General features: G+C 54.4%; 22 protein-coding genes and 1 tRNA gene. 3 read left to right on the top strand and 20 right to left on the bottom strand.

The genetic code is table 11. From position 1 onward, the window contains the following. Nucleotides 1–21: 21 nt before the first annotated feature. From DDY07_RS04150 to rpoH, 8 genes are all read right to left on the bottom strand, one after another. Nucleotides 22–2,022 (bottom strand): cell wall-binding protein, encoded by a 2,001-nt coding sequence (locus tag DDY07_RS04150; protein WP_171694911.1) that lies wholly within the window; start codon nucleotides 2,020–2,022, stop codon nucleotides 22–24. Further along, nucleotides 2,012–2,950, bottom strand: a complete 939-nt coding sequence (locus tag DDY07_RS04145; protein WP_171694910.1) for a toprim domain-containing protein — start codon at nucleotides 2,948–2,950, stop codon at nucleotides 2,012–2,014. Before DDY07_RS04145 ends, DDY07_RS04150 begins: the two co-directional genes overlap by 11 nt. Further along, nucleotides 2,947–3,213, bottom strand: coding sequence for a hypothetical protein (locus DDY07_RS04140; RefSeq protein ID WP_171694909.1), 267 nt, complete (start codon nucleotides 3,211–3,213; stop codon nucleotides 2,947–2,949). The genes DDY07_RS04145 and DDY07_RS04140 overlap by 4 nt, the downstream gene beginning before the upstream one ends. Beyond that, nucleotides 3,213–3,482, bottom strand: a complete 270-nt coding sequence (locus DDY07_RS04135) for an AlpA family transcriptional regulator (protein WP_171694908.1) — start codon at nucleotides 3,480–3,482, stop codon at nucleotides 3,213–3,215. The genes DDY07_RS04140 and DDY07_RS04135 overlap by 1 nt, the downstream gene beginning before the upstream one ends. A 158-nt stretch (nucleotides 3,483–3,640) precedes the next feature. Further along, nucleotides 3,641–4,471, bottom strand: coding sequence for a hypothetical protein (locus tag DDY07_RS04130; RefSeq protein ID WP_171694907.1), 831 nt, complete (start codon nucleotides 4,469–4,471; stop codon nucleotides 3,641–3,643). 92 nt (nucleotides 4,472–4,563) lie between these two features. Beyond that, entirely contained in the window at nucleotides 4,564–5,817 is a 1,254-nt protein-coding gene (locus DDY07_RS04125; RefSeq protein WP_171694906.1) for an integrase arm-type DNA-binding domain-containing protein, read from the bottom strand. Nucleotides 5,818–6,003: 186 nt separating this feature from the next. Next, nucleotides 6,004–6,088: transfer RNA gene (locus tag DDY07_RS04120), tRNA-Leu, on the bottom strand. Nucleotides 6,089–6,136: 48 nt separating this feature from the next. Then, the gene (gene rpoH / locus DDY07_RS04115; RefSeq protein ID WP_171694905.1) at nucleotides 6,137–6,991 is read right to left on the bottom strand and encodes an RNA polymerase sigma factor RpoH; all 855 of its coding nucleotides are present in this window, start codon (nucleotides 6,989–6,991) and stop codon (nucleotides 6,137–6,139) included. A 240-nt stretch (nucleotides 6,992–7,231) separates the two neighbouring features. Between rpoH and DDY07_RS04110 the strand changes: the two genes are divergently transcribed. From DDY07_RS04110 to DDY07_RS04100, 3 genes are all read left to right on the top strand, one after another. Further along, the gene (locus DDY07_RS04110; protein WP_171694904.1) at nucleotides 7,232–8,893 is read left to right on the top strand and encodes a glutamine--tRNA ligase/YqeY domain fusion protein; all 1,662 of its coding nucleotides are present in this window, start codon (nucleotides 7,232–7,234) and stop codon (nucleotides 8,891–8,893) included. Nucleotides 8,894–8,907: 14 nt separating this feature from the next. After that, a complete protein-coding gene (locus DDY07_RS04105) occupies nucleotides 8,908–9,792 on the top strand; it encodes a fructosamine kinase family protein (RefSeq protein WP_171694903.1) in 885 nt (294 codons plus the stop codon). A gap of 211 nt (nucleotides 9,793–10,003) precedes the next feature. Continuing rightward, a complete protein-coding gene (locus DDY07_RS04100; RefSeq protein WP_171694902.1) occupies nucleotides 10,004–10,648 on the top strand; it encodes a response regulator transcription factor in 645 nt (214 codons plus the stop codon). Nucleotides 10,649–10,665: 17 nt separating this feature from the next. Here the strand turns inward: DDY07_RS04100 and DDY07_RS04095 are convergent, their stop codons facing one another. The 12 genes from DDY07_RS04095 to DDY07_RS04040 form a co-directional block, all read right to left on the bottom strand. Beyond that, on the bottom strand, nucleotides 10,666–11,112 hold the full coding sequence (locus DDY07_RS04095; RefSeq protein ID WP_216614704.1) for a hypothetical protein: 447 nt from the start codon (nucleotides 11,110–11,112) through the stop codon (nucleotides 10,666–10,668). Then, nucleotides 11,113–12,336: a type II secretion system F family protein gene (locus DDY07_RS04090; RefSeq protein ID WP_171694901.1), complete on the bottom strand. Its 1,224-nt coding sequence runs from the start codon at nucleotides 12,334–12,336 to the stop codon at nucleotides 11,113–11,115. It abuts the gene before it with no gap. A 1-nt stretch (nucleotide 12,337) separates the two neighbouring features. After that, nucleotides 12,338–13,990: a GspE/PulE family protein gene (locus DDY07_RS04085; protein WP_171694900.1), complete on the bottom strand. Its 1,653-nt coding sequence runs from the start codon at nucleotides 13,988–13,990 to the stop codon at nucleotides 12,338–12,340. Nucleotides 13,991–13,994: 4 nt separating this feature from the next. Continuing rightward, nucleotides 13,995–14,720, bottom strand: coding sequence for a hypothetical protein (locus DDY07_RS04080; RefSeq protein ID WP_171694899.1), 726 nt, complete (start codon nucleotides 14,718–14,720; stop codon nucleotides 13,995–13,997). Further along, the gene (locus tag DDY07_RS04075; protein WP_171694898.1) at nucleotides 14,698–16,512 is read right to left on the bottom strand and encodes a hypothetical protein; all 1,815 of its coding nucleotides are present in this window, start codon (nucleotides 16,510–16,512) and stop codon (nucleotides 14,698–14,700) included. The genes DDY07_RS04080 and DDY07_RS04075 overlap by 23 nt, the downstream gene beginning before the upstream one ends. 288 nt (nucleotides 16,513–16,800) lie before the next feature. Continuing rightward, nucleotides 16,801–17,991 (bottom strand): type II secretion system protein, encoded by a 1,191-nt coding sequence (locus DDY07_RS04070; protein WP_171694897.1) that lies wholly within the window; start codon nucleotides 17,989–17,991, stop codon nucleotides 16,801–16,803. Further along, complete coding sequence (locus DDY07_RS04065) at nucleotides 17,988–18,665, bottom strand: type II secretion system protein (protein WP_171694896.1); 678 nt, start codon at nucleotides 18,663–18,665, stop codon at nucleotides 17,988–17,990. Before DDY07_RS04065 ends, DDY07_RS04070 begins: the two co-directional genes overlap by 4 nt. Nucleotides 18,666–18,796: 131 nt before the next feature. Further along, entirely contained in the window at nucleotides 18,797–20,539 is a 1,743-nt protein-coding gene (locus DDY07_RS04060; RefSeq protein ID WP_171694895.1) for a PglL family O-oligosaccharyltransferase, read from the bottom strand. A gap of 252 nt (nucleotides 20,540–20,791) precedes the next feature. After that, nucleotides 20,792–21,739: a type II secretion system protein gene (locus DDY07_RS04055; protein ID WP_171694894.1), complete on the bottom strand. Its 948-nt coding sequence runs from the start codon at nucleotides 21,737–21,739 to the stop codon at nucleotides 20,792–20,794. Between the two features lie 282 nt (nucleotides 21,740–22,021). Further along, nucleotides 22,022–22,225: a hypothetical protein gene (locus tag DDY07_RS04050; protein WP_201799028.1), complete on the bottom strand. Its 204-nt coding sequence runs from the start codon at nucleotides 22,223–22,225 to the stop codon at nucleotides 22,022–22,024. A 32-nt stretch (nucleotides 22,226–22,257) separates the two neighbouring features. Next, the gene (locus DDY07_RS04045) at nucleotides 22,258–22,737 is read right to left on the bottom strand and encodes a tetratricopeptide repeat protein (RefSeq protein WP_171694893.1); all 480 of its coding nucleotides are present in this window, start codon (nucleotides 22,735–22,737) and stop codon (nucleotides 22,258–22,260) included. Then, nucleotides 22,734–24,602: a type II secretion system protein GspD gene (locus DDY07_RS04040; RefSeq protein WP_171694892.1), complete on the bottom strand. Its 1,869-nt coding sequence runs from the start codon at nucleotides 24,600–24,602 to the stop codon at nucleotides 22,734–22,736. The genes DDY07_RS04045 and DDY07_RS04040 overlap by 4 nt, the downstream gene beginning before the upstream one ends. Nucleotides 24,603–25,086: the final 484 nt, after the last annotated feature.

The raw sequence follows: 25,086 nt of genomic DNA, 5'->3' as shown, positions 1-25,086 counted from the left end.
TCCACGTTTGGCGGAAGGGGCTTAACCGGATTCAACAAGGCCGGCATCCAGAACCAGCACACGCACCGACCGGCCCGCAATAGTGCGCTTGATGGTTGGGCGTGGCTTACCGCCGCCGTCGTGCTCCATCTTTAACAACAAGCCCCGCTCAGCCATCCGACGCCATAGAGAACCGGCAGAAATCAGAAAGCTGTCGCCTTGATGGCGGGCGAACTCTTGGACGATCTTGAAGGCGGTGTTAGGCTCCATCCATACCTCGGCGGGCTGTGCATCCCTGGGTTCGGCATACCAGCCGCAACAATCGCCCATCGGCTTATACATGTCATCGCCGTTCAAATCCTTGCCGGAACTGCGCCAACCCCAGCTAAATGGCCGGGTAACGGGCGGCCCCTGCTTGATAACGGTGGCAATGTGACCATTGCCTGAGCTGAACGCGGCCCGTAACAATTGCAAGAATCGCTCGACTTCATCTTGTTCGGTTTGGTATGCGCCCTGTTCGCTGAATGCCTGCTTTAAGCAGTTCTCAAGCTCGGCCAACACCACGTTGGCCTGTTCGCTGGTCAGGGTGCCGGCGTCTTCCAGAAACTCCATAAAGGTTTCAGCACCGCCTAGCAGGTTGCTGTAAATCTCCGGTGCTCGCGGGTGACTGCTGGCGAAGCCGTCGCGAATCGCGGCGTTGCGTAGCTGTTCCACCACCTTAGGAAATTCGGCTTTCAATCGATCCATGCGCGGTGCCAGCCATTGCAGATAGGCAGACATCAGCCCTGGAAATCGTCCAGCCTGAGCGGCGTGCTGTAGTTTGCTGAGCGTGGGGTTATCAACGTCGGCGCGGCCTAATTCCAGTATCAACAATCGCCCTAATAACGATTGCCCACGGGGTAAATCCTCGGCGGTTACGATCATCATTGATCGATTGAACGGCGCGGCTTGCGCCTGCATATTGGCCGTGCGGCGACCCCGTCCGGCCCCGTTGCCTGTACCGCGAATAATCCGCTCGGCCATCGCGTGCTGCTTCTCGGCTTCGACACGGTTAACCGAAGGGCGGAAGTCGTCAATACAAAACACGCCGTCTTTGCTCTGATGGCTTTTGGCCTCGGCATCATTCGCACTATCGGACCAGTTCGCCGGAAAGCTGCGGGCGGTGAAATCGCCATAAAAGGCTTGAGCGATGGCGGCCAGGGCGGACTTACGAGAACCAGTCAAACCATGCAACCAGACGGCAAAATCGGTTTGCTGGCACTCGCCCAGCGGCGCCCGCGCCACCGCTGCCAACAAGGCCGCGCCGATATGCGGCCGGCTGGGTGCCACGTCCAACAACAGCATGGCATCGGCAACCGCCTGTTTCAAGTCATCGCCGGCCAACGCTGTCGGCAGCGCATAGCGGCCCATGTTGCCCGGACCTAAATCGACTTGAACGCCATCGATCAGTCCGGCGGCAGTCATAGCCCCTGATCCGGTCAAGTAGTGCCAGGCGCCGTCTATCTTTTTCCAACCGGTGAAGCGATAGACCACCCTGCGCGGTATATCGCCCGACAAGCGGCTGAATTGATGCACGGCGGCGCGGAGGTTGTCGCGTTTGGCCGTGCCGGGATAAACGAACACCCGAGAACCCCAAGCCTCGTTAGGCCAGCAGGCTTGCGATGAAAAGAACGACTTGGCCGGTACATCGACCGCCGGCAGCGGCAAACCATCACCGCGCCGGCCTTCGATTCGCAGAAAGGCCGCATCGTTTAAACCGTCTTCGGCGGTCACTTCCTCCTTGATTGAGCAGACAAAATCGCACAGCGGAAACTCCACAAAGCCGGACCCATCCGGCCCGGCCTTAACGGCGCGGGATTGATGAAACGCGCCATTTTTTATCAGGTACTCGCCGAACTTTTCCGGCGGGGTTGAGCGTCCACCACCACTACCTCCGCCACCGTTGCCGGTTGGCTTTTGGGTGCCGGCTTTCTTGGCGGTTGGCGGCTTCTTCGCACCGTTAACAACTTCCAGAATCGGCGGGGTTTTGGGCTTATCCGACATGGCTGCCACCGTTCAAAAAAATTTGATAGTCGTTGAAATCCGCGTCCGGTATCGGTGGCACGATGACCGAACCGCCCACCGCTGCGGCGGCCTCGTTGGCCTTGCTCAGTCCTGGATTGCCGGCGGTTTCGGTGTCGTTGTCGGCAGCAAACACAATCGTGGCGTTCGGCAACTTCTCACGCACGATTCGCCCAACCGCCAACAGATTGTTTGCCGTGAACGCCAGATAAGTCTTGATACGGGTTTTCTCATACAGCGTGGCCGCAGTGGCAAAGCCTTCGCAAATCAGCACGACGTCGGTTTTCGCCCCGATCCACCAGAACAGCCCAGCCAGACCACCGCCTGGCAAAAAGTCTTTATTGCGCGTGAACAATGGATGCTTATCGGGAAAAATCGCTTGCAGGCTGCGGAGGGCGCCGGTGTGGTCGAATAACGGTATCAGCAAGCTATTCGCAATCGATACCGTTTGCTTAGTGCCGGCGTCGTCGGTAACGGTGCGCTTCCAGGTGCCAACGCGGGCAGCATGGGGCTTGATTTGCTTTTCCAGCAAGTAAGGATGATCTAACGGCGCGGGTTCGGCTGCCGTCCAGGTGGCCAAAGCCCGTTTGGCTGCACGATCCATACGAGCTAATTCCTCGGCTTGGCGGCGCTTGCGCTCGCACTCGATCCGTTGGCGCTCGGCTTCGGATAGTGCGGTGGCTTGACCTTCAGCATTCAAAAAGAATGAACCCTTTTCGCCGGTCTTCCAGTTTTGGACGACACCACCTTTACCGTCAATAAAAATCTTAATCCTGCCCGCACCGTTTCCGGGTCTACCATCTTCGACATCAACCACTTGGAAGGTGTCGCGCTTGAAATACTTAGGCGGTAACAGCCCATAATCGGCCAGCGCAGTGCGGGCGGCGTCTTCGATATGCTGAAAGCTCATTGCGCACCGCCGGTTTCTTCGATTTGATGGCCACAATGCGGACACGCGACGGGCTCCAGCATTTCTATTTCCAACTCCAGAAACAGACAGCCAAGCGCGTCAATTAACTTGCGGCACTGGTTGCGCGATGAGCCGGGAATCTTCGCCGCTTCGGTTGCGATGGCTGACTTAATCCGGGATTCCGTGGCGGTTTCAGCCTCAGCCGCCGCAATGGCGAGGCGCATCTTGATAAGTTCGTCTTGAGGGGCTTTTTTGGCTGGCATTACGCACCCCCAATCTTATCGAGCAATGCCCGAATATCGTCTACCGGCCAGACACGGCAGCGCGGGGAAAGCAACGTTCCCGCCGGATACTTGCCATCTTTTACGCCATTGAGGAAGGTGCTTTTTGACACACCCAGCACTCCCAAGACCGATGGCAATCTAACGAAGCCTTCAGCCGGCAAAGGTGCTGGAGTATAAGTGATTTTATTCCGCTGTCTGCGGCGGTTTGCGGTTGGTGCGCGTTGCGCGTTGTCGGGTTTTGCTACCATTGCCAAGCCTCCTTTGGGCTTTGTTGAACAATGGCGCTATCCTAAGTGCGATATTTTCCCGAATTTCCCTACTGTGAGAAACGGGAAAAACTGTCGGGAAATTTTTTTAATTTCGGGAAACGCTGTCAGGAATTTTTTAACAACATTTCGCTTGACAGCTATTTGCCAGTAAGTTTTTTAAAGCTAGTGACCTTGTTATTTAGTGTTTTCAAAGCCATAAAACCACTAGAAGTTTTAGTTTCCCAAGAAAAGCCCGAGCACTTGGCCTCCGTCCAAACATCAATAATTACACCCCCGACGGCGGCTTGTCGGCGATATTTCTTTAACCTTCCCAAATAACGATTGCCGCCGGGCTTGCCTTCAGAAATCCAAGTTTCATACAGCCACTTGTCAATGTCTCTTCTTAACTTATCTTGAACCGAGGTTTCAATATTATCGTTTTGAATGTAAAGGGGTTTTTCCAATAACCTATCCATATCTGCGGACATAACCACCATTACACATTCGCTAAGCAAAACGGGATTGGGATAAATGTCGTCAACACCCCCCCCGCGTCGCTGATAATCGGCTAATTCTTCATAAGACGGATAATGGTATCCAGGCCTCTCAAGAAAAAAAACCTTATCCCCAACAGACCGACTCCAAATGCCTGTACTTTTATCAAGGCCATAAAAGGCTTTTTCTGTATTGTCAACATCCTCCAGCCCATTTACCGTGATAAGCAACTCTTCAGGCTCAATCAATGGCTCAACATTCAAAACCCCAGCCTCATATTGCAGCAAGCACCTCGGGAGTAGTTTTTTATATATTGAGGAATCTGAAGACTCATAATGGACTTTGCCTTTCCTGATAAAGCTCCGCACACGCCAGTTAGCTAGAAGAATGTAGATCGGAATCCTACTCGTTGCTCCAAAATGAAGAAGATCAGCTTCGCTAAGACCAAAGATATCCACTGAATCTTTTAAAGAATAATATTCGCGCTTAATCACAACGCCTCCTAAAGCGTTTGCCCTGATAGGAACCAAGCCAACCGGCAAGGAGACCGGCTTTCGCCCCGTCGGGCTAGGCTTGGTTATTCGGTTTAAACGACCCTGCGAAACGGGATCACATCCGCCCCCGCTTTCAGTCCGTCCAGATAATCCGCCCAGGCCTGCATCATGCGGCGGCGCTCGTCCAAGTATTGCGCGCGGTTATAGGCCGCCCTCACCTGATCCTTGGGCATGTGGCACAACTGCCGCTCGATTGCATCCGGCGACCAGCCTTGTTCATTGAGCAGCGTAGACGCGGTGGTTCTAAAACCGTGGGCGCTCATTACGTCCTTTTCATAGCCTAGTGTTTTCAACGCCGTGCGAACGGTACCGTCGGACATTGGCCGGCCGTCGCCACGGCTGGATGGGAACACGTACTGACCAACGCCGGTTAACGGTTTGATGGCTTCCAATATTGCCACCGCCTGGCGTGACAGCGGGACAATGTGTTGCACTTCGGTTTTGGTGACGAAGTAGCGCCATTCCATGGCCGCAAGATCAATATCTTTCCATTCCATCTGCCGAATCTCGCCAGGCCGCTGGAACAGGTAAGGCGATAGCCTGAGCGCGGTTTGCACAACAAAGGTACCTTGATAGTGAGTAATGTCCCGCAGTAATTGGCCGACTTCTTTGGGGTCAGTAATCGCGGCGTTATGAATGACTTTTTGCGCGGGTATTTGAGCGCCGACAGCTTGCGCCGGGTCGTAATCGGTGAAGCCGTGGGCGATGGCATAGGCAAAGGCGCCGCTGATGTCTGAGCGTACCCTATGCGCGGTTTCCAATTGGTTTTTGATAATCAACGGCCGCACGACGGCGAAAACATCCGGCGATTTAACCTCGCCAATCGGCATTTGGCCGACCGCCGGGAATACATACAGCTCAAAGCGGCGGAGTTTCTTTTGATGGGTGATGTCGCGGACGGTGTGAGCATTTGAGGCTAACCATTCGCGAGTTACATATTCGAAGCTGTTGATTAGTGGCAGACCAGCATCAAGGCGATTTTGAGCTTCGGTGGTTTGTTGGATGTCGGCCTTTTCCTGCTTGCGAATTTCGCCGGGGTCTATGCCATTGGCAATCTGCTCGCGGGCGGCCTCAGCTTTGCGCCTGGCGCTTTCGAGGGAGGTTTCGGGGTACGATCCAAAGCCAAGCCGATTCTGCTTACCCTTAAATCGATAGATGAACCGCCAAAGTTTTGAACCGTTGGCTTTGACCAACAACGTCAAGCATTCGCCGTCGTTGATGGTGTAGTCCTTGTCTTTAGGCTTAGCTGCCCTGTAGACCGTGTCTTTATTGAGATTCTTAGCCATCGAGTGACACCGAAAGTGATTCGCAGTGATACGTTTAGGCGTTACTTTAGCGCGTGTCACTAATCGTGTCACTGTTTGCGGTGTATGTCACTGCATTTTGTTGCACTTCTTTGGACAATAAAAAACCCGCTAAGCCTTATGGCTTGCGGGTTTCTGTATGTTCTTGCACTTCTCTAAATCTTTCTTTGGTACCGAGGGTCGGAATCGAACCGACACTCCTTTCGGAACCGGATTTTGAATCCGGCGCGTCTACCAGTTTCACCACCCCGGCAAAGAAAGCGTCATTATACTGATTTTTGCAGAAATGCCAAACTATTTTTTACGCTGCCAATATTACCGCTGCTTTCAGCTTTTTCATGGCGTTTTGTTCAAGCTGTCTGATACGCTCAGCCGACACTTGATAACGATCCGCCAATTCGTGCAAAGTGGCTTTTTCTTCCACCAACCAGCGGCTAGCCAGAATATCGCGGCTTCTGTCGTCCAAGCCAGCCATGGCATCCATCAGCAACTCTTCCTTGCGGTCTTCCCAGTCGCTATTTTCCAGCAATAAAGCCGGATCGGCGCCGTGCTGTTCCAGATAAGCGATAGGCGCTTGCGCATGGTCTTCGCTGTCGTCGCCGGTTGGCTCAAGTCCTATATCGCGACCGTCCAAACGCCGTTCCATTTCGTAAACCGTTTTGACGTCCACATCCAGGTTCTCTGCTATCGCTTCCGCATCGTCTTGCGATAGGTAGTTCAAGTCGTTTTTAAACTTGCGCAGATTAAAAAACAGTTTGCGCTGCGCTTTAGTGGTAGCAACTTTAACAATGCGCCAGTTTTTAATCACATATTCGTGAATTTCCGCTTTGATCCAATGTACGGCAAACGACACCAAGCGCACACCCATGTCGGGGTCGAAACGCTTGACCGCTTTCATCAAGCCGATATTGCCTTCCTGAACAATGTCCGCCAACGGCAAACCGTAACCGGCATAGCCTCTGGCTACATGCGCCACGAAGCGCAAATTGGACATCACCAGCTCACGCGCAGCATTCAGGTCGCCTTCATCCCGGTAACGTAACGCCAAGTCCTGCTCCTGCTCGACGCTGAGTTTGGGCATTTGGGCGACTAAGTTCAAGTAAGAATCAAACGTCCCAACCGATAAATTGATCGGCAAAGCCAAGCTGTTGTTCATATCACCCTCGTTTCCGCGGAATAAATTAACGTTAACCGAATTCTAGCACTCGAAACACGAGAGTGCTAATAATTTAGTAAAAATCTTTTGATACAGATAGTTACACTGATTTTTGCTTCAATTTTGCTGTGTAAGCAGCTAGCGATGCCGCCTTTACGAATTCCGGCCAAACTCGTTAAAATGCAGATTAAGTCAGAAATCTCCGCCTAACTCATCAAAACCACAGCCATTTACTCAAACATGTCAGCTTCCGATAGCCCCGTATCATCCAACTTTATTAGACACATCATTGCCGCCGATCTGGCCGCCAACAAAAACAACGGCAAAGTTGCCACCCGTTTTCCTCCTGAACCCAATGGCTATCTGCACATCGGCCACGCCAAATCGATTTGCCTGAATTTCACCCTTGCCGCCGAAAACAACGGTACCTGCAATTTACGCTTCGACGATACCAATCCGGAGAAAGAAAGCGTCGAATATATGGAAGCCATCGAACGCGACGTGCAATGGTTAGGATTTAAATGGGCCGGCAAATACCACGCCTCCGATTATTTCGAACAGCTTTACGATTACGCGGTGCAACTGATCAAACAAGGGGATGCCTATGTCGACAGCTCCACGCCTGAACAAATGCGCGCGGATCGCGGCACCTTGACCGAACCCGGCAAGGAAAGCCGGGACCGCAGCCGCTCCATCGAAGAAAACCTGGATTTGTTTACCCGGATGCGGGCCGGCGAATTCGCTGACGGCCAGTATGTGCTGCGCGCCAAAATCGATATGGCCTCGCCTAACATTAATATGCGCGACCCGACCATCTACCGCATTCGCCGTGTTCATCACCAACGTACCGGCGATGCCTGGTGTCTGTACCCAATGTACGACTACACCCATTGCATTTCCGATGCTTTGGAAGGCATCACCCACTCGATCTGCACCTTGGAGTTTGAAGATCACCGCCCTTTATACGACTGGGTGCTGGACAAATTGCAAACCCCTTGCCATCCACAGCAAATCGAATTCGCCCGTCTGCAATTGGAATACACCATCGTCAGCAAGCGTAAATTGCTGCAATTGGTCACCGAAAAACACGTCAAAGGTTGGGACGACCCACGCATGCCAACCATTTCCGGCCTGCGCCGGGCCGGTTTTACGCCGGAAGCGATTCGGGACTTCTGCGAACGCATTGGCGTCACCAAAAACGATTCCTGGATCGAAATGGGTGTCTTGGAAAACTGCATTCGTGAAGACTTGAACGAACGCGCTCCGCGAGCGATGGCCGTGTTAAGGCCGTTAAAAGTAGTCATCAGCAACTGGGAAGACGGTAAAACCGAAACTTATCAAATCGCCAACCATCCGCAAAAGCCGGAAATGGGCAGCCGAGAAGTCAATTTCTCCAAAACCATCCTGATCGAGCAAGACGATTTCATGGAAAACCCGCCTAAAGACTTTAAGCGTTTGGTGCCAGGCGGCGAAGTGCGCTTGCGCGGCTCCTATGTGATCAAATGCGAGGAAGTGATTAAAGACGCAGCCGGTAATGTCATCGAACTGCGTTGCAGCTACGACCCGGCCACCTTGGGCAAAAACCCCGAAGGCCGCAAAGTAAAAGGCGTAATCCATTGGGTTTCTGAACAACACGCCCTGCCCGCCGAACTGCGTTTATACGACCGGCTGTTCAGCCATCCCAACCCGGACACACTGGATAATTTCCTGGACGGCATCAATCCCAATTCGCTGGAAGTGTTGACTGATTGCCGGGTGGAAGCCAGCCTGGTCAATGCCACGCCGGATACCCGTTATCAATTTGAGCGCACCGGCTATTTTTGCCTGGACTATGCCGACAGCACCGCGGAAAAATTGGTGTTTAACCGCACCGTGACCTTACGCGACAGTTGGGCAAAGTAGCAAAGTAATTAACCATGGCCGCGCTGCAAGCATTAATTGATCACCTGGAAGCACAAACCGGCCAATCACTAAACAACCACCGTCTGAGCAGTGTCGGCGGTGGCGACATCAATAGCGCTTACCGGCTGCAAGCCGCCAATATCGACTGGTTTATCAAATTAAACCGGGCAAGCCTAGCGAATATGTTTGTAGCGGAAGCGGCCGGTTTACGAGAGTTAGCCCGTATAGGCGAGGTGCGCGTGCCCAAGGTGATTTGCTTTGGCGAATGTCAACAACACGCTTATCTGGTGCTGGAATTCATCGAATTGAGTTCGTTGCATAGCCGCAGCGCCAGCTTATTCGGCGAACAACTGGCCTTGCTGCACCAGCGGCCGCAAGCCTATTTCGGCTGGCACATCGATAACACCATCGGCTCCACGCAGCAGCACAACGCCAGACACGACGATTGGGTCAGTTTTTGGCAGCAACAACGCCTGGGCAAACAATTACAGTTTGCCGCCGCTAACGGTTATCGCGGCTCACTGCAAACGCAAGGCGATAAACTGCTGGAGAACATCATCGCTTTTTTCAGCGATTACCGCCCACACCCATCCTTACTGCACGGCGACTTATGGGGCGGCAATGCTGCCTCGGATAAGCAAGGACAACCGATAATCTTCGACCCGGCTTGCTATTACGGCGACCGCGAAGCGGACCTGGCCATGACCGAATTATTCAGCGGCTTCAGCCGCGATTTTTATGCGGCTTATCAAGCCGACTATCCGCTGGACCCTGGCTACAAAACCCGTAAAACCCTTTATAACCTTTACCACATCCTTAACCATCTTAATCTGTTCGGCAGCGGTTATTTGAACCAGGCCAACAGCATGATCGCTCAGTTATTGGCTGAATTAAACTAATCGCGTCCAGCGCCGAATGGCCAACCGAAGCGATAGGTTGACATAGCCAGTTGCAATCCCCCTCCATTTTCCCTGCTCATAAAAAGAATTTTTCCCGCATCAATCCAGGAATTTCCTCCCGGATAATAGCCGTCAACTTTAAGGCCGAAACAGCAGCTTATATCCAGAGCCCCGTTTCGAAATTTATGACACCACCCATTCCACCGCTGCCATGAGCAACACCCTAAAAATATTGTTAGTCGACGACCATGCTGTGGTACGCGCGGGTTTTCGCATGTTATTGTCGGTTAGCGGCAATGTCGAAGTCATTGCCGAAGCGGAACGCGGCGAACAAGCCATTCAGCTTTATGGCGAGTCCAAGCCGGATCTGGTGGTCATGGATTTATCCATGCCGGGAATCGGCGGCCTGGAAGCCATTCGCCGGATCGTCGCACGGGATGCAAATGCGCGGATTTTGGTATACAGCATCTATCACGAACAAGTTTACGTGCGGCGAGCCTTGGATGCTGGCGCGCAAGGGTACATCACTAAAAACATGGCGCCGAATTTATTGTTGCCGGCTATAGAAAGCATTATGCAAGGTAAAGGTTATACGGAACCCGGCCTGCTTAAACCCGCGGACGAGCCGTCCGCCAATGCGCAGTATCAAGCGCTGATCGATGCATTCTCGCCGCGCGAGTTCGATATTTTCCGGCTACTGGCCCAAGGCCTGACGGTCTCGAAAATTTCCATTCACCTGTGTTTGGGCAATAAAACCATCGCCAACTACGCGACGCAAATCAAGAAAAAACTGCAGGTGCAGACCACCACCGAATTGGCCCACATCGCCGTCAACCTAAACATACTCAATCAGTAAACCTTATCTAAAACCGCTCAGCGCAATACTCTGATCGAACCCAAGGTACCGGTTTCAACGGTCACGCTCAGCCGGGTAATTTTACTGACGCGGATGGCGTTCTTGGGTTGCGAGGGGTCGAAATTGAATTCATCGCCCTCGCGCACCATGAAAGTACCGACACCGCTGACTTCCAACAGAGCAATAAAGGCCTTCCCGGACGGATTCAACAAACCTCGTAATTTGAGGTTAGGCACCTTCATGGTTTCCTGATTCGGCATAAACCCATAAGCGCCGACGGCAGCGCCCTGCGCCCCAGCCGTTTCGTACATCAGTTCGCTGGGCGTGAATGGATCGCGCAGCTGCTTCGGCGCCTCAGGCGTCAACGGCAGCGGCGTGGCCGGCGCTTCCAGAGCCCGCGCGGCGAGTGCCGCCATTGAAAAAGCAAGGCCGGCAATCGGCTTGATTGAATTCGACAAACTCATTTAATGCCCCGATACCAAAGAGAATAAGGCTTGAAAGAATGCATAATAGACAAAGCCCACCATCGAACCGATCACCAAAATCATCACCGGCTCGATCAGGGCCGACAGGCGCTTGATCGCAATTTCCAACAACTTTTCGTAATAAATGCCCAGTTCCTGCAACACTTCGTCCAGCGACCCGGTCCCCTCGCCTACGGCAACCATCTGCACTACCAGCGGCGGAATGCGCGGATGATCGATACTGCGCGCAATATCCCGGCCCTCTAAAATCTGGTTGGATGCGGCCAGCAACTGATCGACATAAACTCGGTTGCCCAGCAAATTAGCGGTAATTTTCAACGCCTGAAACACGGTGACACCGCTGCGCAGCAGAATCGACAACGCCCAGTTCATCTGCGCCATCGCACCGGTCACCAGCAACGAGCCGATCACCGGCAGCCGCAGCAACAGCCGGTCTATCCACAAACGGCCGTTACGGGTTTGATAAATCAACACTATCAGCAGCAGCAAAGCCGCCACACCACCTACCAGCCAAAGGCCATGCTGGCGCACGAAGTCGGATATATCCACCAGCAACTGGGTGGACGGCGGCAAAGCTTTGCCTTTGCCCATCAAAAACTTGCTGAATTTGGGGATGATTTTCACCACCATGAAAATGCCGACGCCGATTGCCGCCAGCACCACAATCGCGGGATAAATCATCGCGTTGATGGTCTGTGCCCGCAATGCGGCTCTTTTATCCAGATGTATCGCCAACCTTTCCATGATCTGATCCAAATCGCCCGTGGTTTCGCCGGCGACCACCAAATTGATCGCCATTTCCGGAAACACCGCCTTGTGCTTACTCATCGCCGACGACAGCGATTGGCCAACCCGAATGTCCTTCAGCATCAGGCGTAAAGTCAAATTCAAGCGCGGATTGGTCAATTGCGCCTGGGCCAGCTCCAGGGCCTGGGCCACCGGAAGGCCCGCCCGCAGCATAAAACTCATTTGCCTGAAAAAGAATATCAACGCCGTATTCGTTACCGAACGTTGCGAGGCCAACCAGTCAGAAAAATTGGCCTGGCCGAAAAAACCGCTGCTGCCGCGCCCCTGCCGTAACGCCAACACTCGCAAGCCGCGTTGGCGCAATTGCGATGCGGCATTACCCATATCGTCGGCTTGCAGCCTGCCGCCAATCTCGTTGCCGCGCTCGTCCAAGGCGGTGTAAACAAATTCCGCCATCTCAGTTTACTCCGCGCACGCCGCGGGTTTTGTGAACCGCCACATCACGTAACTCGTCTAGTGTGGTCATGCCCAACAGCACTTTACGGCAACCGTCCTCCCACATAAAACTCAGACGCTCACCGGCACTGGCTTCCAAGGTTTCCTCGTCGCTGCCGCGCGCTACCAAGCGGGCGAGCGTTTCATCCAGCCACAGCGTTTCAAACAATCCCAGCCGGCCGCGAAAACCGCTGCCCTGGCAGATCACGCAACCGCCCGGTTCGTAAATCTGCACGGCATCGTCATCCCGCCCCAGTTCCGCCAGCTCGGCAGGCGTCGCCAAGCGCGGTTTGCGGCAATGCCCGCATAAGCGGCGCACCAAGCGCTGGGCGATCACCGCCGCCACCGTGGAACCGATCAGGAACGGTTCGCAACCGATGTCGATCAAGCGCGTGACGGCGCTCACCGCGTTGTTGGTGTGCAGCGTCGAAAACACCAAATGCCCGGTCATCGCCGCTTTCACGGCCACATCGGCAGTTTCCGGGTCGCGGATCTCGCCTACCATCAACACGTCCGGATCGTGCCGCAAAAACGAGCGCAGGGCGTCGGCAAAACTGACTTTCGGCCCGGTCTGCAATTGAGAAACCCCGAGCATCACGTATTCAATCGGGTTCTCCACGGTCATGATGTTGATGTCGGCGCGGTTGATTTCCTGGAGCGCGGCGAACAAGGTAGTCGATTTACCGCTCCCGGTCGGACCGGTCAGCAGCACCATGCCATAGGGGCGGTGTATCACCTTGCGAAAATGCTGCAAATCTTCTTCCATCATACCCAGATCGGCCAGCGTCAAACCAAACGCCTCTTGGCCGAGCAGCCGCAGCGTCATCCGTTCGCCCAGCCGGGTCGGCGCCGTCGCCACCCGAATGTTAAAGCCCTTGTCGATAGGCCGGGGCAAATGATAAGAAAAACCACCGTCCTGCGGCATGCGCTGTTCGGCTATATCCAAGCCGGCCAGCACTTTGACCCGCGACACCAACGCGGCAGCCGCGCCGGCGTTGGCAACCAACGGAAAATCGCGCAATTTGCCGTCCACCCGCAAGCGGACTCGCAATCCATGCGCATCCGGTAATAAGTGAATGTCCGAGGCCCGGTAAAAATAGGCTTCGCGGATGATACCGTCCAACATGGCTACCAAATCGGTATCGGTCTCCGCCGTCACCGCGCCGCTTTGCTCGGGCGCCGATTTTCCGGCCAATGCCTGCTTTACCTTTAATTGCAATAAGGCCAGATCGGCCATTGCCAGCGGCAATACCTGCCCCAACAAGCGTTGCACCGAATCAATGCCGCCCCGGTCGCCCGGATCGCTGCAGATCAGTAACACCTGTTCGCCATCACTAACCGGCAACAGCAACTTGCGCTGTACCAGACTGGGCGGAATTTTTTTTAACAAGGCGCTTTCCACCTGTAGCGTATCCAGATCGACATACGGCACGCCGTATTGCTCGGCCACCGCCCGATGCAAGGCCGATAAGGGAAAACGATAATGGGCCTGAACCATGCTTAGCAAACTCAAGCGTTGCCGACGGGCGTCAATACGTAAGCGCTCCAATTGTGCGGCCTCAACCAAGCCGCAGCGCACACCGGCTTCCAGGAGATGTTCGTCATTGATAGCCATACGCTTACAACGCCAAAATCACTTCGGCCAGCAGGGATTGCGGATAGCCGGGCATCGCCAACACCGGCATGCGCTCGACGCTGATACGCAGCACCGCCACTTGAAACGGTAGCCGATCCAAATCGTGAATGAAGCGGTTCAAAGCCAGATAGGTGCCCTCCACCTCCAGGCGCCGCAGCGGCCTTTCCAACAACGAACCCGGCGACATCCGTGCCACCCAGCCGGCACTCAACGGCGGAATCACGGCAGTGATGGGCGTAGTGGGAGCAGCCGGCGTTGCAGCCGCCGGTTTGTTTTTCCGGCTTTTCTTGGTGGTTGCCGGTGCCGCCGCAACCGGCGCGGCATTGCTGCTTACCGCCGCTTTGAAAACCTCGTTGGCGCGCACATGAATCTGCGCATCCCGCGCCACTTTGGAAATATTCACAATCAGAAACTGAGAGTCGTCCGGCGCCAGATGTTTTTCCACGCTGTCCGACTGCTCCTTGATAGCCGCCAGCAAACGCTCTTGTTCCGCTAATTGGCTCTTCAAGCGCTCGACGTCCTCATCCGGTTCTTCCGGAATCTCGGCGGTGCGCAGGCGTTTGTCGGTGGCTTCCGCCGTTTGCTGTAATTGGCCGATTTCCCGGTTGGCCGGCACCCAGCGCAACCAGGCATATCCGCCGATGACGATCACGCCGATAGCCAAGGCCGACAACCATTGTTCGCGCTTACTCAAAGGGGGTAGTTTCATGGGGGTTTGGATTGGATAAACGAATGATTTTGCCGTCCGGCTCGGCCAATTTGACCAGCCGCAACGAAATACTGAAGCCGTTACTCTGCAGCGGCCCTTTGCCGAAAGTCACTTTGGGCTCACGAACCTGCAAGTCCCAGCGGGCGGCGGCATCACCCACCCGTTTGATAAAGGTCTGCGCGGCGCTGTCGCTGAGCGCCCAGGCCTCCAGCACCAGGTTTTCCGCTTCGATACGCTTGGCGTCGATAGGATTGGGCGGAGCCGCGTTCGGCGCCGCGGCCGGTTTTAATGCCGACTTGTCCGGCTCATCCAAACGCTCGATCACCACCTCATTGTCAACCAGCGTTTGCAGCATACCCAACACGCCCTTTACCAAATCCATGCGCTCCGGAATGTCTTCGTCGTAGAAGCGGGCCAGATTTTCCAGACGCGACTGTTCGGTGCGCAAACTCTTGATCTTGTCCTTGATCTGGGCGATTTCAGCCGCTTGGGCATTGATGCGCTTAATAGCCTCATCGATACTTTGCCAGCTGGCGTCCACCTGCTGCTTGTAGCTCTCGACGCTGCTTTTGCGCGCCCACAACGACAGCTCGGCCACGCCGACCATCAGCAATAGCAGCAGCACCAGCGCCGCGGCCCGCACCTCCAAGCGATCACGCAGTGCCGGCAATGGGCCGCCCAAGCGCACCCCCACGCAACGCTCCGCTTCGGCCAGACCCAAGGCGTGGTAAGCCGCTCCGGCCATGCCCGGCGAAACCTTATCGCCAACGACAGCATGGGTTAGCGGGTGCAAGTCCAGTTCCAGCATGTGTTCCAAATTGGCGGCCAGCTCGGGTGCCGACGGCCAACTAGCCAACCACACCGGCTCGCGCGGCGGCGCATGCAGCGCGTGGTAGCTTTCCAGGCAAATATCCAGCGGCGCTTTGTGCAGATTCAAATAGTGGCGCAAGGCCGTAATCCCGCCAGCGGCTAGCCGCGTGCTAAACCCCAAACCGGGTTGAGTCTCCAGCAGCACCGCGTAGGTTTCTGTCGCTGGAAGTAAGGCCGCGCTGCAACCGGTCAAGGGATACATGGTTTGCAATTTCAAACCCTGCCGCGCGAAAGCGTCCGACCAGCGCTGCAATAAACTTTGATGCACGCAACTAATCAGCCAGTTAAAAGTACCGGGTATATCGTCCACCGCACTCTGCGCCGCCCAGCCGACTTCGATGGCCTCGTCGGCGGCTTTCAACCACTCCTGCCCGGTCAAGCACGCATTGAGCTGGCTGCGTTTGATATACCCCAACTCCACCGCCAGATCGCCGAAACGCCGTAACGAAAACTGCTCGGCCAACGCCAAACCGCCGCCGGCCCTGGATTTACCTTGCTGCAAATCCATCACCGCCCGCGCTTGTTCCTCGGTCATATAGCCTTGGCCCACCAATAAATGCCCCACCGACCAGCGGGTGACGTGTTGCAGCAACAGCGGCTCCGCTTCCCAGCGCGCCAATTCCAGCATCTGCAACAATGGCCGGGGTTTGCGGGGATTGACCGGTAACTCCACCAGCGTCGAAAACACCGCCGGCGACAACAGAATCGCCGAACCGCCGCCCTGCCAACCCTGGCTTTTTAGCGTAATCAGCAGATCGCTGAGGCCTTCGGCCATATCCACTTGTTCGGTTTTGGCCTGATACAGCAATTCCATATCCTGATCGGCACGGCGCAGCACGGCGGCGCGCAAGGAAAAACCGTCGGTCTCGCAGACTAATAACTGCGACGGGATAGCGAAAGGGATAAAACGGTTAAATTTCATGGAGGCTTGGGTTAAAGGGATATTTAAGTGGTTCCCGGACTTTGATTTTTCGGCTCCGCCGCTTCTCGTTCACACGGTCATCCGTCACCGCCATTAAGTTAAGAGCGGGTGATTCCCTCTCCCCCTGGGAGAGGGTTAGGGTGAGGGGAATAAATAAGGGAAGAAGCGATATTTTGATCCCCTCATCCCAACCTTCTCCCGAAGGGAGAAGGAGCTTTTTCCTTAGCGTATTGGCACTGACGGCCCGCAGTGAGCGCACATAGCGAGACCGATTCGGACAAAGTGGACTCATGGAATGATCCAATTAAGGGCCAAATTCAGTGTCTGGCGGGGTAAGACGCTGAAACTGCGGATGTTGCTCACAGCCGGGACTGGATTTCCGGCCACACAATCGCCGTCGAAAATTCGATAGTTATCCGGGTCACCAGGCGGCACTTCGTGGCAAATGAGCGCATAAGCGCGTTTACCGATAGGCAAGATTGGCGGCGTACTCAACTTAAAGTTCTCGGTTTTTTGACCGCTCGCCGATACTGATAGGCTTGTCAAAACCAAGTAATCAGGAGTTCCCTCGTCCGAATCGACATAATCCGTCAAATCGGATAAGTAAAGGCGCAACACCAAGTTGACGCCTGACCCTGGCAATGGTGCCCCGCTTTGATTCTCAAACGTCACACTCACTGCCGCCGGTATTTGCACCTGCCAATCGGCGCTGACAATCAGTTGCGGCGCGGCCACGTCATCGGTTGCAACCGTTAAATCCATGCCTTCGCTAGCTAAACTGGCGGTCGCTGCGGTTACACTGTAATCCCAGCCTGAATCCAGCGCATCAGCGGCCGCATTCGCGCCCTCGTTGCCATAGCCATCTCTGAAACGCAGGCCGCCGCCGGATTCCGGGATAACCTGTAAATAGGGGCCGCGCCAGCCAATGCCGACACCCGTGTTCTGATCCAAATACCATTCGCTAACGATTTCGGTGACATCGCACGGCGATTTAAAGGTTTTCGGAACAGTGGCGGGAAGCACTTCGTCACCGAGCCTCAATAACTCCGCCAAACATAAGGGCAAGCGCCCCATATCCGCCACAAAGCCGCTAAGCTCCGGCGCGCCATTCACGGTGCGGCTCGGGTCGCCGACGATGGCTTTGCGGATCATTTCCATCCGGCGTTTGGTTTCGTCGTATTTGGTCTGATCTTCCACGCCCTCGGTCAACATCAAGCCGGTGGACGCCACCAGCGCCATCAAAAAAATCACCAGCAACATTTCCAGAAGGGTAAAGCCGCGCTCGGATTTGTGATGTCTCGAACCGACCGCAGGTAGGGTGGATAAGCGCAGCGCATCCACCGGGATAGGTTTGCATGCGGTGGATGCGCTGCGCTTATCCACCCTACGCGCTGTGCCCGAAAGCGGGCATCGATTCCCACGGCGGAGCGTGATAGCCTGCGCTTTGGCGTTTTTGGCGATTTCGATCAATAAGTTCATCGCAACAAACACAGCACAGTATCGTCGCCACTGCCAGCGATCTGGCAGGAACTGGGCGTTGGGTTATTGTCGGTTTTATCCGGGCCGATGCTGACCAGCCGGGCTTTGTCGGCGTCATCCAAATCCAACATGAGGTAATTGGCTTGATAGGCATCGGTAATCACCCACAAATTATCGACACCGGCATAACTCATCAGAGCGCTTTTGCGTTGCAAATACGGACCGTTCCAACCGCGACGGGTATCCGGATTCCAGCCGTTGCCCAAAGGATCCGCAAACAGCATCCAGAAATTGGCCGGCGATTCGCACCAGGCCAATTTTGCGGCGTCGGTAGTGCCCGCTTCGGAAGGTAAATTGACTAAATCCGGGTTGATTTTGCCGGCGTTTGCCGGGTCCTCGCAGACATAAACACCCTGCCCCGGCAAATCGTTGCTACCGCTATCGCGGCGAAACTGCAACAACGCATTGCGGATTTCCGCCATTTCAAACCGGGTGGCGTCTTGGCGGCCTTGATCCTGCACACCTTCATAAGCCAGCACCGCCGTGCCGGCCACCACTGCCATCAGCGCAATCACCGCCAATAATTCCAGCAGGGTAAAACCGGCTTGCGCGCGACTTTTCAGGGTTTTGGAACGCACGGCGGCAATATCGCGCCAGGCGACGGACCGCAACATCCCGCTAAAAACAAACAATAAACACCTCATTTACTTGCTTGTGAAAATTAAAAACTAGCCAGCCCTCGTTTCCGATTAGCTGGCATTAAGTTGGCGTCACGCCGGCATCGGCAGCCAATCAAATGTCTCAGTTAAAGTTGCTTGGCAGGCGCGCCGCTGCTGGTGACCACTTTTGCACCCAGCGTGGAGGCCAGCATCGGCAACATGAAATTAACCTTGGCACTGTCCGGGCCTTTAAGATGGAACAGGTCGACAATAAACTTTGAAGCATCATTCGGATAAGCGGCCAAGGCCCGGCTCAGCGTTTTTTGGGATGCTTGCTGATCGCCGTTCAGGGCTTGCAGCAGCGCCAGCCGGTACACTAAATTGTTGGCCGGCACGAAACGCACGGCAACATCCGCCAACACGGTCAGTTGCGGCCGCATCGCCAAATCATCGGGCTGACCGGTAAACGTAAAAATCATCGGCACATAAGGTTCGAGCAGCGGCGCTTGCGTCACCGCTTTTTGACAGACATCCACCAAATGATCGGAGCGTTGTTGAGAGGGTTGCGCCACCGTCGCTAACAAAGCCAACTCCATGCGCAGATAGTGGGTTTCATGTACAACTGCCACAGACGCGGCAGCAGCAATGCAGAAGCCCGCAATAACAGTGCCGGATTTTTTCCAAGCTATCGGCCGGCTCAACTCATCTCCCAAGCCCAGTACCATCGCGGCAACCCCCAAAAACGGCGCATACCACAGCGGGTATTCCAACATGCTGTGAATGCCCAAAATGGCCGCCAACAACATCAGCCAAGTCTTAAACGCTTGATGCGTTGTCCCCTCGCCCACGGCCAGCACCGGACGAATCCAGCGGCTGATAGCCAATAGCAGCAGCAATACCGGCAATAAACCCAGTTCGGCCAGCAAGTGCAAAATCAGGTTGTGCGCGTGTTCGATATAGGTAGGCAGTGCCGGAATATACCGGCCAGCTTGAAAATACGCGGTGTCGAATTGCCCAAACCCTTGGCCCAGCAAGGGCTGCTGCAAAAACAAGTGCCAGGCCACTTGCCAGATATGCCAGCGCGGCGAGGCGCCGCTGGTTGGTTGCAGCATGCGTTCCGCCGAGCTGAGTTGCGCATCGGGCAACACCCCCAGCGACCACAAACCCTGCAAGGCCAGATAACCGAAAAGCCCTAAACCAATGGGTTTCAACCAGGCGGAACGGTAGCGCCAAGCAATGATAAAGATGACTAGCCAATACAATAAAACGCTACGCGAAGGCGTCAGACTCAAGCCCAGCATCAGGCTAAACCCGCAGAACGCAAATACCCACCGCGGTAGCCGACCAAGTGCATGCCAGTACAATAAAGACACACTGCCCAAGGCCAACAAATCACCGTAATTATTGGCTTGGCCCACGCCGCCCCAATCGCCGATTTCCCCGGATAAGCGCCCAAATAGCTCACGCCAGGCTACCAGCGCGGCCGCCGTTACCAAACCACCGGCCAGCCAGCCGCCCACCCGTTCACTACCAAACTGTTGCCGAAAATGAGCCATCAAAACCATCATCAACGCAGCCCAAACCAAATAAGCCATCCCCATATAGGCATGGGGCACGACAACTTGCGGCAACAGTTTGGTTTGTAAGGCCAGATAGGCGGCCAGCGTTAAAGGCAACCACAGCGTGCGCGGCAACTGTAAATACTCACTACGCCACAATCTCGGCAATGCCGCAGCACAAGCCAGCAAGCCGCCGACTAACGCCAGCCATTCCAGATGAAAGGTGATTACCGGCTGCAAATGCCAGGGCGCCAGCCAAGGCAAAATCGGCAGCAAACCCAATAGCAACAGGCTGAGCGGTGGAAGTTTGGAGAAGTGGAGCGATTTCATGATTTGTATTCAATCGTTAATAGTTATGCGCGTGGCGATTATGAATTTCCTATACAGCCAAGTGCCTTGTTCCGACACTCCAGCGTGGGAAGGCACGCAGGCTTGCCACCACGACAGGGCGCAGGCTATCCCAAGCGCTACCCTTCGGAATTCCAGGAGCCCCGTACCGGCTAGCTCTAGACTCTGCCGCAAAGTCCAGAGCTAGCAGGGATTCCCACGGCGGACCGTGGGAATCGGCTTACCTAGCTAAACTTAGTTAGGGTTTTGATCAGCGATGTTCTCGTCGATCATACGGCCTTCGGTGTCAACCACGGCCAGCAGACGGGGTTTAGTGAATAATTCACCGGCTACAATGTTGTTGTCCACAGTTCCAGCATTCGCGCCATCTTGGCCGACGTGGAACAAGGCGATGTAACGTGCATAATTGACGGCTGGGTTGATATTTTTACTGACAAAAGTTGGTGCTGTCGAAATAGCGACAGAAGAATTGCTAGTGCTATGAGCGGCGTCGTGACCGAAGCCCAAGGCAATAACCAGATTACACTGGTCGCTTTCCAACGAATCGTTGATAACGTTTTGACGAGCACCATCATCGCCATTAATTGGATCACCACTCAACTTGGTAACAGGTAGCGCTACACTATTTACTTGGCAGGCCGCTGTGCCAAAAGTAGGCAGTATGGCAACGTTAGTAATTGCGTTCCAATCGTTTTCTGCCGCATCAGTTGGTGAAACAGTAAAAACTGCACCTTCGTTATGCTGCAGGTTTGGTTCTATACCAGCAGTGGTTGTAGCAACGGTACGTTCTTGAATTTCAGTGATATTGACTGCAGCCATGGCATCATTCAATGCCAAACCAAAAGCGGAAGCAGATGCAGGCACAGACCAGTTTGAGAACTTTGAAGCCGTTGCAGCAGCCATAAACGCAGGTGCAGAACCGGCACTAGCCCCTGAGCCGACAACCAAATTATCCCATTGATCTGGGAATTTTTGCGTAACCGCACGGTAGTTACGAATCGCACCGTCGGCCGTAGCAGTACTATTGGAAGCAGCAGTAGCTTGCGCGCTGTCACCAATGCCGTCATACGCCACCAATGCCGCTGTCGCCAACGTAGCGATCAGCGTGATAACCACCAGCAGTTCCAGTAAGGTAAAACCCGCTTGTCTGTGTTGCAGTCTTTTCAGTTGTTTGCCTTTCATACTGTTTTCTCAAATCTAAATGCCGCAACTGCCTCGCGCAGCCTATTGGTCATCTTATTTTTTGGTTTTTTGATGTGACCCCATCACACTCGTTTAGTTATGCGCGTCCGTGCGCGGATTAGTCCTGAATTCTCTATATTCCTCGCGCCCACTGGGCAAAAGATGGGGGATTATTTAAAAAATCTCCCCCGGCCCCTCTTTGCTAAAGAGGGGAATTGATAAGGCTAAAGCGGCCTTATTCCAATCTCCCGCCTTCCACTCGGACCGTGCCTACCGGAAGCATCAAGCTTGGCCCGGTAAGCTGCTATCCACCACAAAGCGGTATTGTTTGCCGCAGTGCAGAATCACTTCTTTTTGCTGACGCTTGAGAATTTTTACCTCGACCCGGATTTCGCCGAAGCCGTCGTGCTGCAATACTTCATCAAGCAATTCCATCAGCTTGCTTTTGACGGGTTGGGCTTGCATGTGCTTATGGTTTCTCATCATCTCTATTTCTCCCTCATTCAATTCAAGCGTGTTCATTGCGCCGGCAAGGCCAGTTTGTAACCGCTATGGCGGGCTTGATTCAGCCAATATTCGGCTTTTTCCTGCTGCTCCAGATTGGGACTGGTAGCGTGCACCCGGTACAGCATGTATTGCGCATGCGCATGCCCCTGGCGGGCGGCGGATTCGAACCAGCGTGCCGCCAGTGTCATGTCCTGCGGGCCGCCCAATCCCAGGTAATACAGTTCGCCCAGCAGGGCCTGGCTGTTGGCGTCGCCGGACCCGGCGGCGCGATGGCACCAATCGAAGGCTTGGGCAAAATTGATCTTGCGCAATTTGTCGCCGTAGCGGTAGGCATAACAGTTTTCGGTGGCGATGTCGGCCGGGGTATCCAGGCCCATGTGGTTGGGCTGGCAGGCGGCGCAGGCCAACAGGAACAGGCTCAGCAAACTCCGGACATAGAATTGCTTCGGTAACGGGAATCCGCGCCGAGCTTTTAAATGGTTGCGGCTCATTGATCCGACTCCCTCAGGCGCGGCGGCGCGCAAAACTCGCCGCAAACCGGTTCGTCCGGATTTTCGGGTTTGGGCACCGGCTTGGCTTGCATGGCGATTTCCGGCGCGTAGCGGTGGTATTTGTCGGTCGGATCGTATTGTTCGTGGTGATCGTTGCCCTGGTTCAACACGTAAGGCGTAATCAACAACACCATTTCCGATTTACTGTCGGAATCGACGGTCTGTCTGAACACGTTACCCAACACCGGGATGTCGGCCAAGTATGGGACTTTACGGCGGTTGCGGGAAAAACTGTCGCGAATCAAGCCGCCCACCGCGACGGTATAGCCGTGCCTAGCGAAAATTTCACCTTCCATACGGGCGGTGGTAATAGTGTCCACCGGTAAATCCACAACTTCACCGCTGGTGTTATTGGTCACTGGAATGGAGGCCGCGCCTTCGTTGAGCGTGGAATTTTCCTGCCTGAGCTGAATGTGGATGGTACCGTCGGCGTTGATATGCGGCGTCACTTCCAGAGTGGTGCCGATTTCTTCCAGCTCGGTCTCCGGGGTGGTGATGGTGCGGGTGGTATTCAGATTATCGATGTTGTCGATGGAATAGCCGCGCACCATGATGCGTTCTTCGCCGACGAACAGGTTAGCCGGGCGATGATTGGACGCCACCAGCATGGGGTTGGAAACCACGTTGACGCGGTTATTTTTTTCCAGAAATTCGATATTGGCTTTGATTTTGTCGCTGAGAAATTCGTAAACAAAGCTGCCGCCGCCGGTCATGGCCGCCGCGCCGCCCATGATCAAGGGATTGAGGCTGTCGCCTTGAATCTTGGTATTTTTGATTTCGAAGTTGAACAAGGAGCTAAAGTCTTCGCCAACCTTGACGTCGATAATCTTCATTTCCAGCATTACTTGATTTTGCGGTTTGTCGAGTTGCTCAACCAGGCTGGAAATGGATTTAAGAATGGCATTGTCGCTAGTCTTGACGATCAGCTGGTTGTGTTCGGCGTTGATGGTGACGTATATCACCTTGTTGATGCCGGACACCTCGGACAGTTCGCCGGGATCGACACGTTTGCCGTCGGCACCGAGTTCCGCGAGTTGTTCGACGCTTAAATCCTTGGGTACTTCTTCGCGGAAACCTTGTTGCAAGTTGCCATAGCGACCACCGGCCGCGCCTTGATTGCCCATGCCGCCGGAAAAACGGTTATTACGTCCACCGTACATATTGCCGCTGCTGCTACCACCAAAGCCGCCTTGAAAACCTCCGAATCCGCCGCCCATGCTGCCGAAGCCACCCATACCGCCACCGAAGCCGGTATTACCCATGCCGCGGTTATTGCCGAAACCGCCGCCACGGTTGTTGCCGCCACGCCCATTCATGCCGCCCATGCCGCTCAACATCATCGCGTTGCCGTAGGATACCCGCACCCGATTACCGTAAAGACTTTCGATAGCCATAGCCACCGCCATGACATTGGGGTTGCGCAATTGAAACACGCGCACATTGTCGTCTTGGCCCATCACCAGATCTTTGCTGTATTCTTCCTTGGTCATCAGTCTGAAGGTACCTGCATCGCCGTTATCCTGGCGGTACCAAAGATCGCTGATCCGGCAGATGGAACGGATAGCCTCTTCCAACGAGACCTTTTTTAGAAAAATCGTCACATTCTTTTTGCCAGCTTCCGGGGTGGCAACGATGTTGACGTTGGCATCCTCCGACAAAACCCGGATGATGTCCGAGACCTGGGAGTTTTTGAATTCCAGTTCCTGAATTTCCAGGGACTTGGCGGCCGCACACACGTCAAAGCCTGCCGACAACAGCATGAGCATGCATAACACCTTGATGTGCTTTGGTTTTACGATTTTCAATTACAGCCTCAGTAACTTGATAATTCATGTTTTGCACTTATCGAAAACTTTGGCGCACCCGGACGCATTAGTCCTAAGCCGCTTGTCGTTTGCGTATCAGCAGGCTGTTTAAAATTTGAATATAAAGATGCTTCCGCCACGTTGTAAAAACCGTTGATCAAGCTGTCCTTAGCCGAGCCCAAACCGCATGGATAAGTCGAAGCGTGCCCTCCATGGCTCTGGCTACCCGCTTCCTGGCGGGAACGACGGTTTTTTGGGGCTGACAGAAGCATCTTTATATTCAAATCGCCATAGCACAAAATGGCGCGCATTGTATGTTGGCGAATTCCCAGTTGTCGTTAGGAGTAAATCCCGAATTATTTGCCAATAATTCCGGGCGTTAAGAAGGGCAATGTAATAATTTTCCGCAATACCTCACGCATTTATTTGCGAGGCCCGCGGCTTTCTTGGCCTGGGATCTCGATACAAACGCAAAGGCAGCCGG

Origin of the sequence: Methylomonas sp. ZR1 (assembly GCF_013141865.1) — a bacterium.
In the GTDB taxonomy this organism is placed as follows: Bacteria; Pseudomonadota; Gammaproteobacteria; order Methylococcales; family Methylomonadaceae; genus Methylomonas.
This window is presented reverse-complemented; position numbering and strand designations above follow the sequence as displayed.

What these genes read in the sequence shown, in the direction of transcription:
- DDY07_RS04075 (WP_171694898.1), bottom strand. Translation starts at nt 16,512, where the DNA reads ATGAAATTTAACCGTTTTATCCCTTTCGCTATCCCGTCGCAGTTATTA.
- DDY07_RS04145 (WP_171694910.1), bottom strand. Translation starts at nt 2,950, where the DNA reads ATGAGCTTTCAGCATATCGAAGACGCCGCCCGCACTGCGCTGGCCGAT.
- DDY07_RS04060 (WP_171694895.1), bottom strand. Translation starts at nt 20,539, where the DNA reads ATGAAATCGCTCCACTTCTCCAAACTTCCACCGCTCAGCCTGTTGCTA.
- DDY07_RS04055 (WP_171694894.1), bottom strand. Translation starts at nt 21,739, where the DNA reads ATGAAAGGCAAACAACTGAAAAGACTGCAACACAGACAAGCGGGTTTT.
- DDY07_RS04050 (WP_201799028.1), bottom strand. Translation starts at nt 22,225, where the DNA reads ATGATGAGAAACCATAAGCACATGCAAGCCCAACCCGTCAAAAGCAAG.
- DDY07_RS04085 (WP_171694900.1), bottom strand. Translation starts at nt 13,990, where the DNA reads ATGGCTATCAATGACGAACATCTCCTGGAAGCCGGTGTGCGCTGCGGC.
- DDY07_RS04080 (WP_171694899.1), bottom strand. Translation starts at nt 14,720, where the DNA reads ATGAAACTACCCCCTTTGAGTAAGCGCGAACAATGGTTGTCGGCCTTG.
- DDY07_RS04090 (WP_171694901.1), bottom strand. Translation starts at nt 12,336, where the DNA reads ATGGCGGAATTTGTTTACACCGCCTTGGACGAGCGCGGCAACGAGATT.
- DDY07_RS04105 (WP_171694903.1), top strand. Translation starts at nt 8,908, where the DNA reads ATGGCCGCGCTGCAAGCATTAATTGATCACCTGGAAGCACAAACCGGC.
- DDY07_RS04045 (WP_171694893.1), bottom strand. Translation starts at nt 22,737, where the DNA reads ATGAGCCGCAACCATTTAAAAGCTCGGCGCGGATTCCCGTTACCGAAG.
- rpoH (WP_171694905.1), bottom strand. Translation starts at nt 6,991, where the DNA reads ATGAACAACAGCTTGGCTTTGCCGATCAATTTATCGGTTGGGACGTTT.
- DDY07_RS04070 (WP_171694897.1), bottom strand. Translation starts at nt 17,991, where the DNA reads ATGAACTTATTGATCGAAATCGCCAAAAACGCCAAAGCGCAGGCTATC.
- DDY07_RS04095 (WP_216614704.1), bottom strand. Translation starts at nt 11,112, where the DNA reads ATGAGTTTGTCGAATTCAATCAAGCCGATTGCCGGCCTTGCTTTTTCA.
- DDY07_RS04140 (WP_171694909.1), bottom strand. Translation starts at nt 3,213, where the DNA reads ATGCCAGCCAAAAAAGCCCCTCAAGACGAACTTATCAAGATGCGCCTC.
- DDY07_RS04125 (WP_171694906.1), bottom strand. Translation starts at nt 5,817, where the DNA reads ATGGCTAAGAATCTCAATAAAGACACGGTCTACAGGGCAGCTAAGCCT.
- DDY07_RS04100 (WP_171694902.1), top strand. Translation starts at nt 10,004, where the DNA reads ATGAGCAACACCCTAAAAATATTGTTAGTCGACGACCATGCTGTGGTA.
- DDY07_RS04150 (WP_171694911.1), bottom strand. Translation starts at nt 2,022, where the DNA reads ATGTCGGATAAGCCCAAAACCCCGCCGATTCTGGAAGTTGTTAACGGT.
- DDY07_RS04110 (WP_171694904.1), top strand. Translation starts at nt 7,232, where the DNA reads ATGTCAGCTTCCGATAGCCCCGTATCATCCAACTTTATTAGACACATC.
- DDY07_RS04135 (WP_171694908.1), bottom strand. Translation starts at nt 3,482, where the DNA reads ATGGTAGCAAAACCCGACAACGCGCAACGCGCACCAACCGCAAACCGC.
- DDY07_RS04065 (WP_171694896.1), bottom strand. Translation starts at nt 18,665, where the DNA reads ATGTTGCGGTCCGTCGCCTGGCGCGATATTGCCGCCGTGCGTTCCAAA.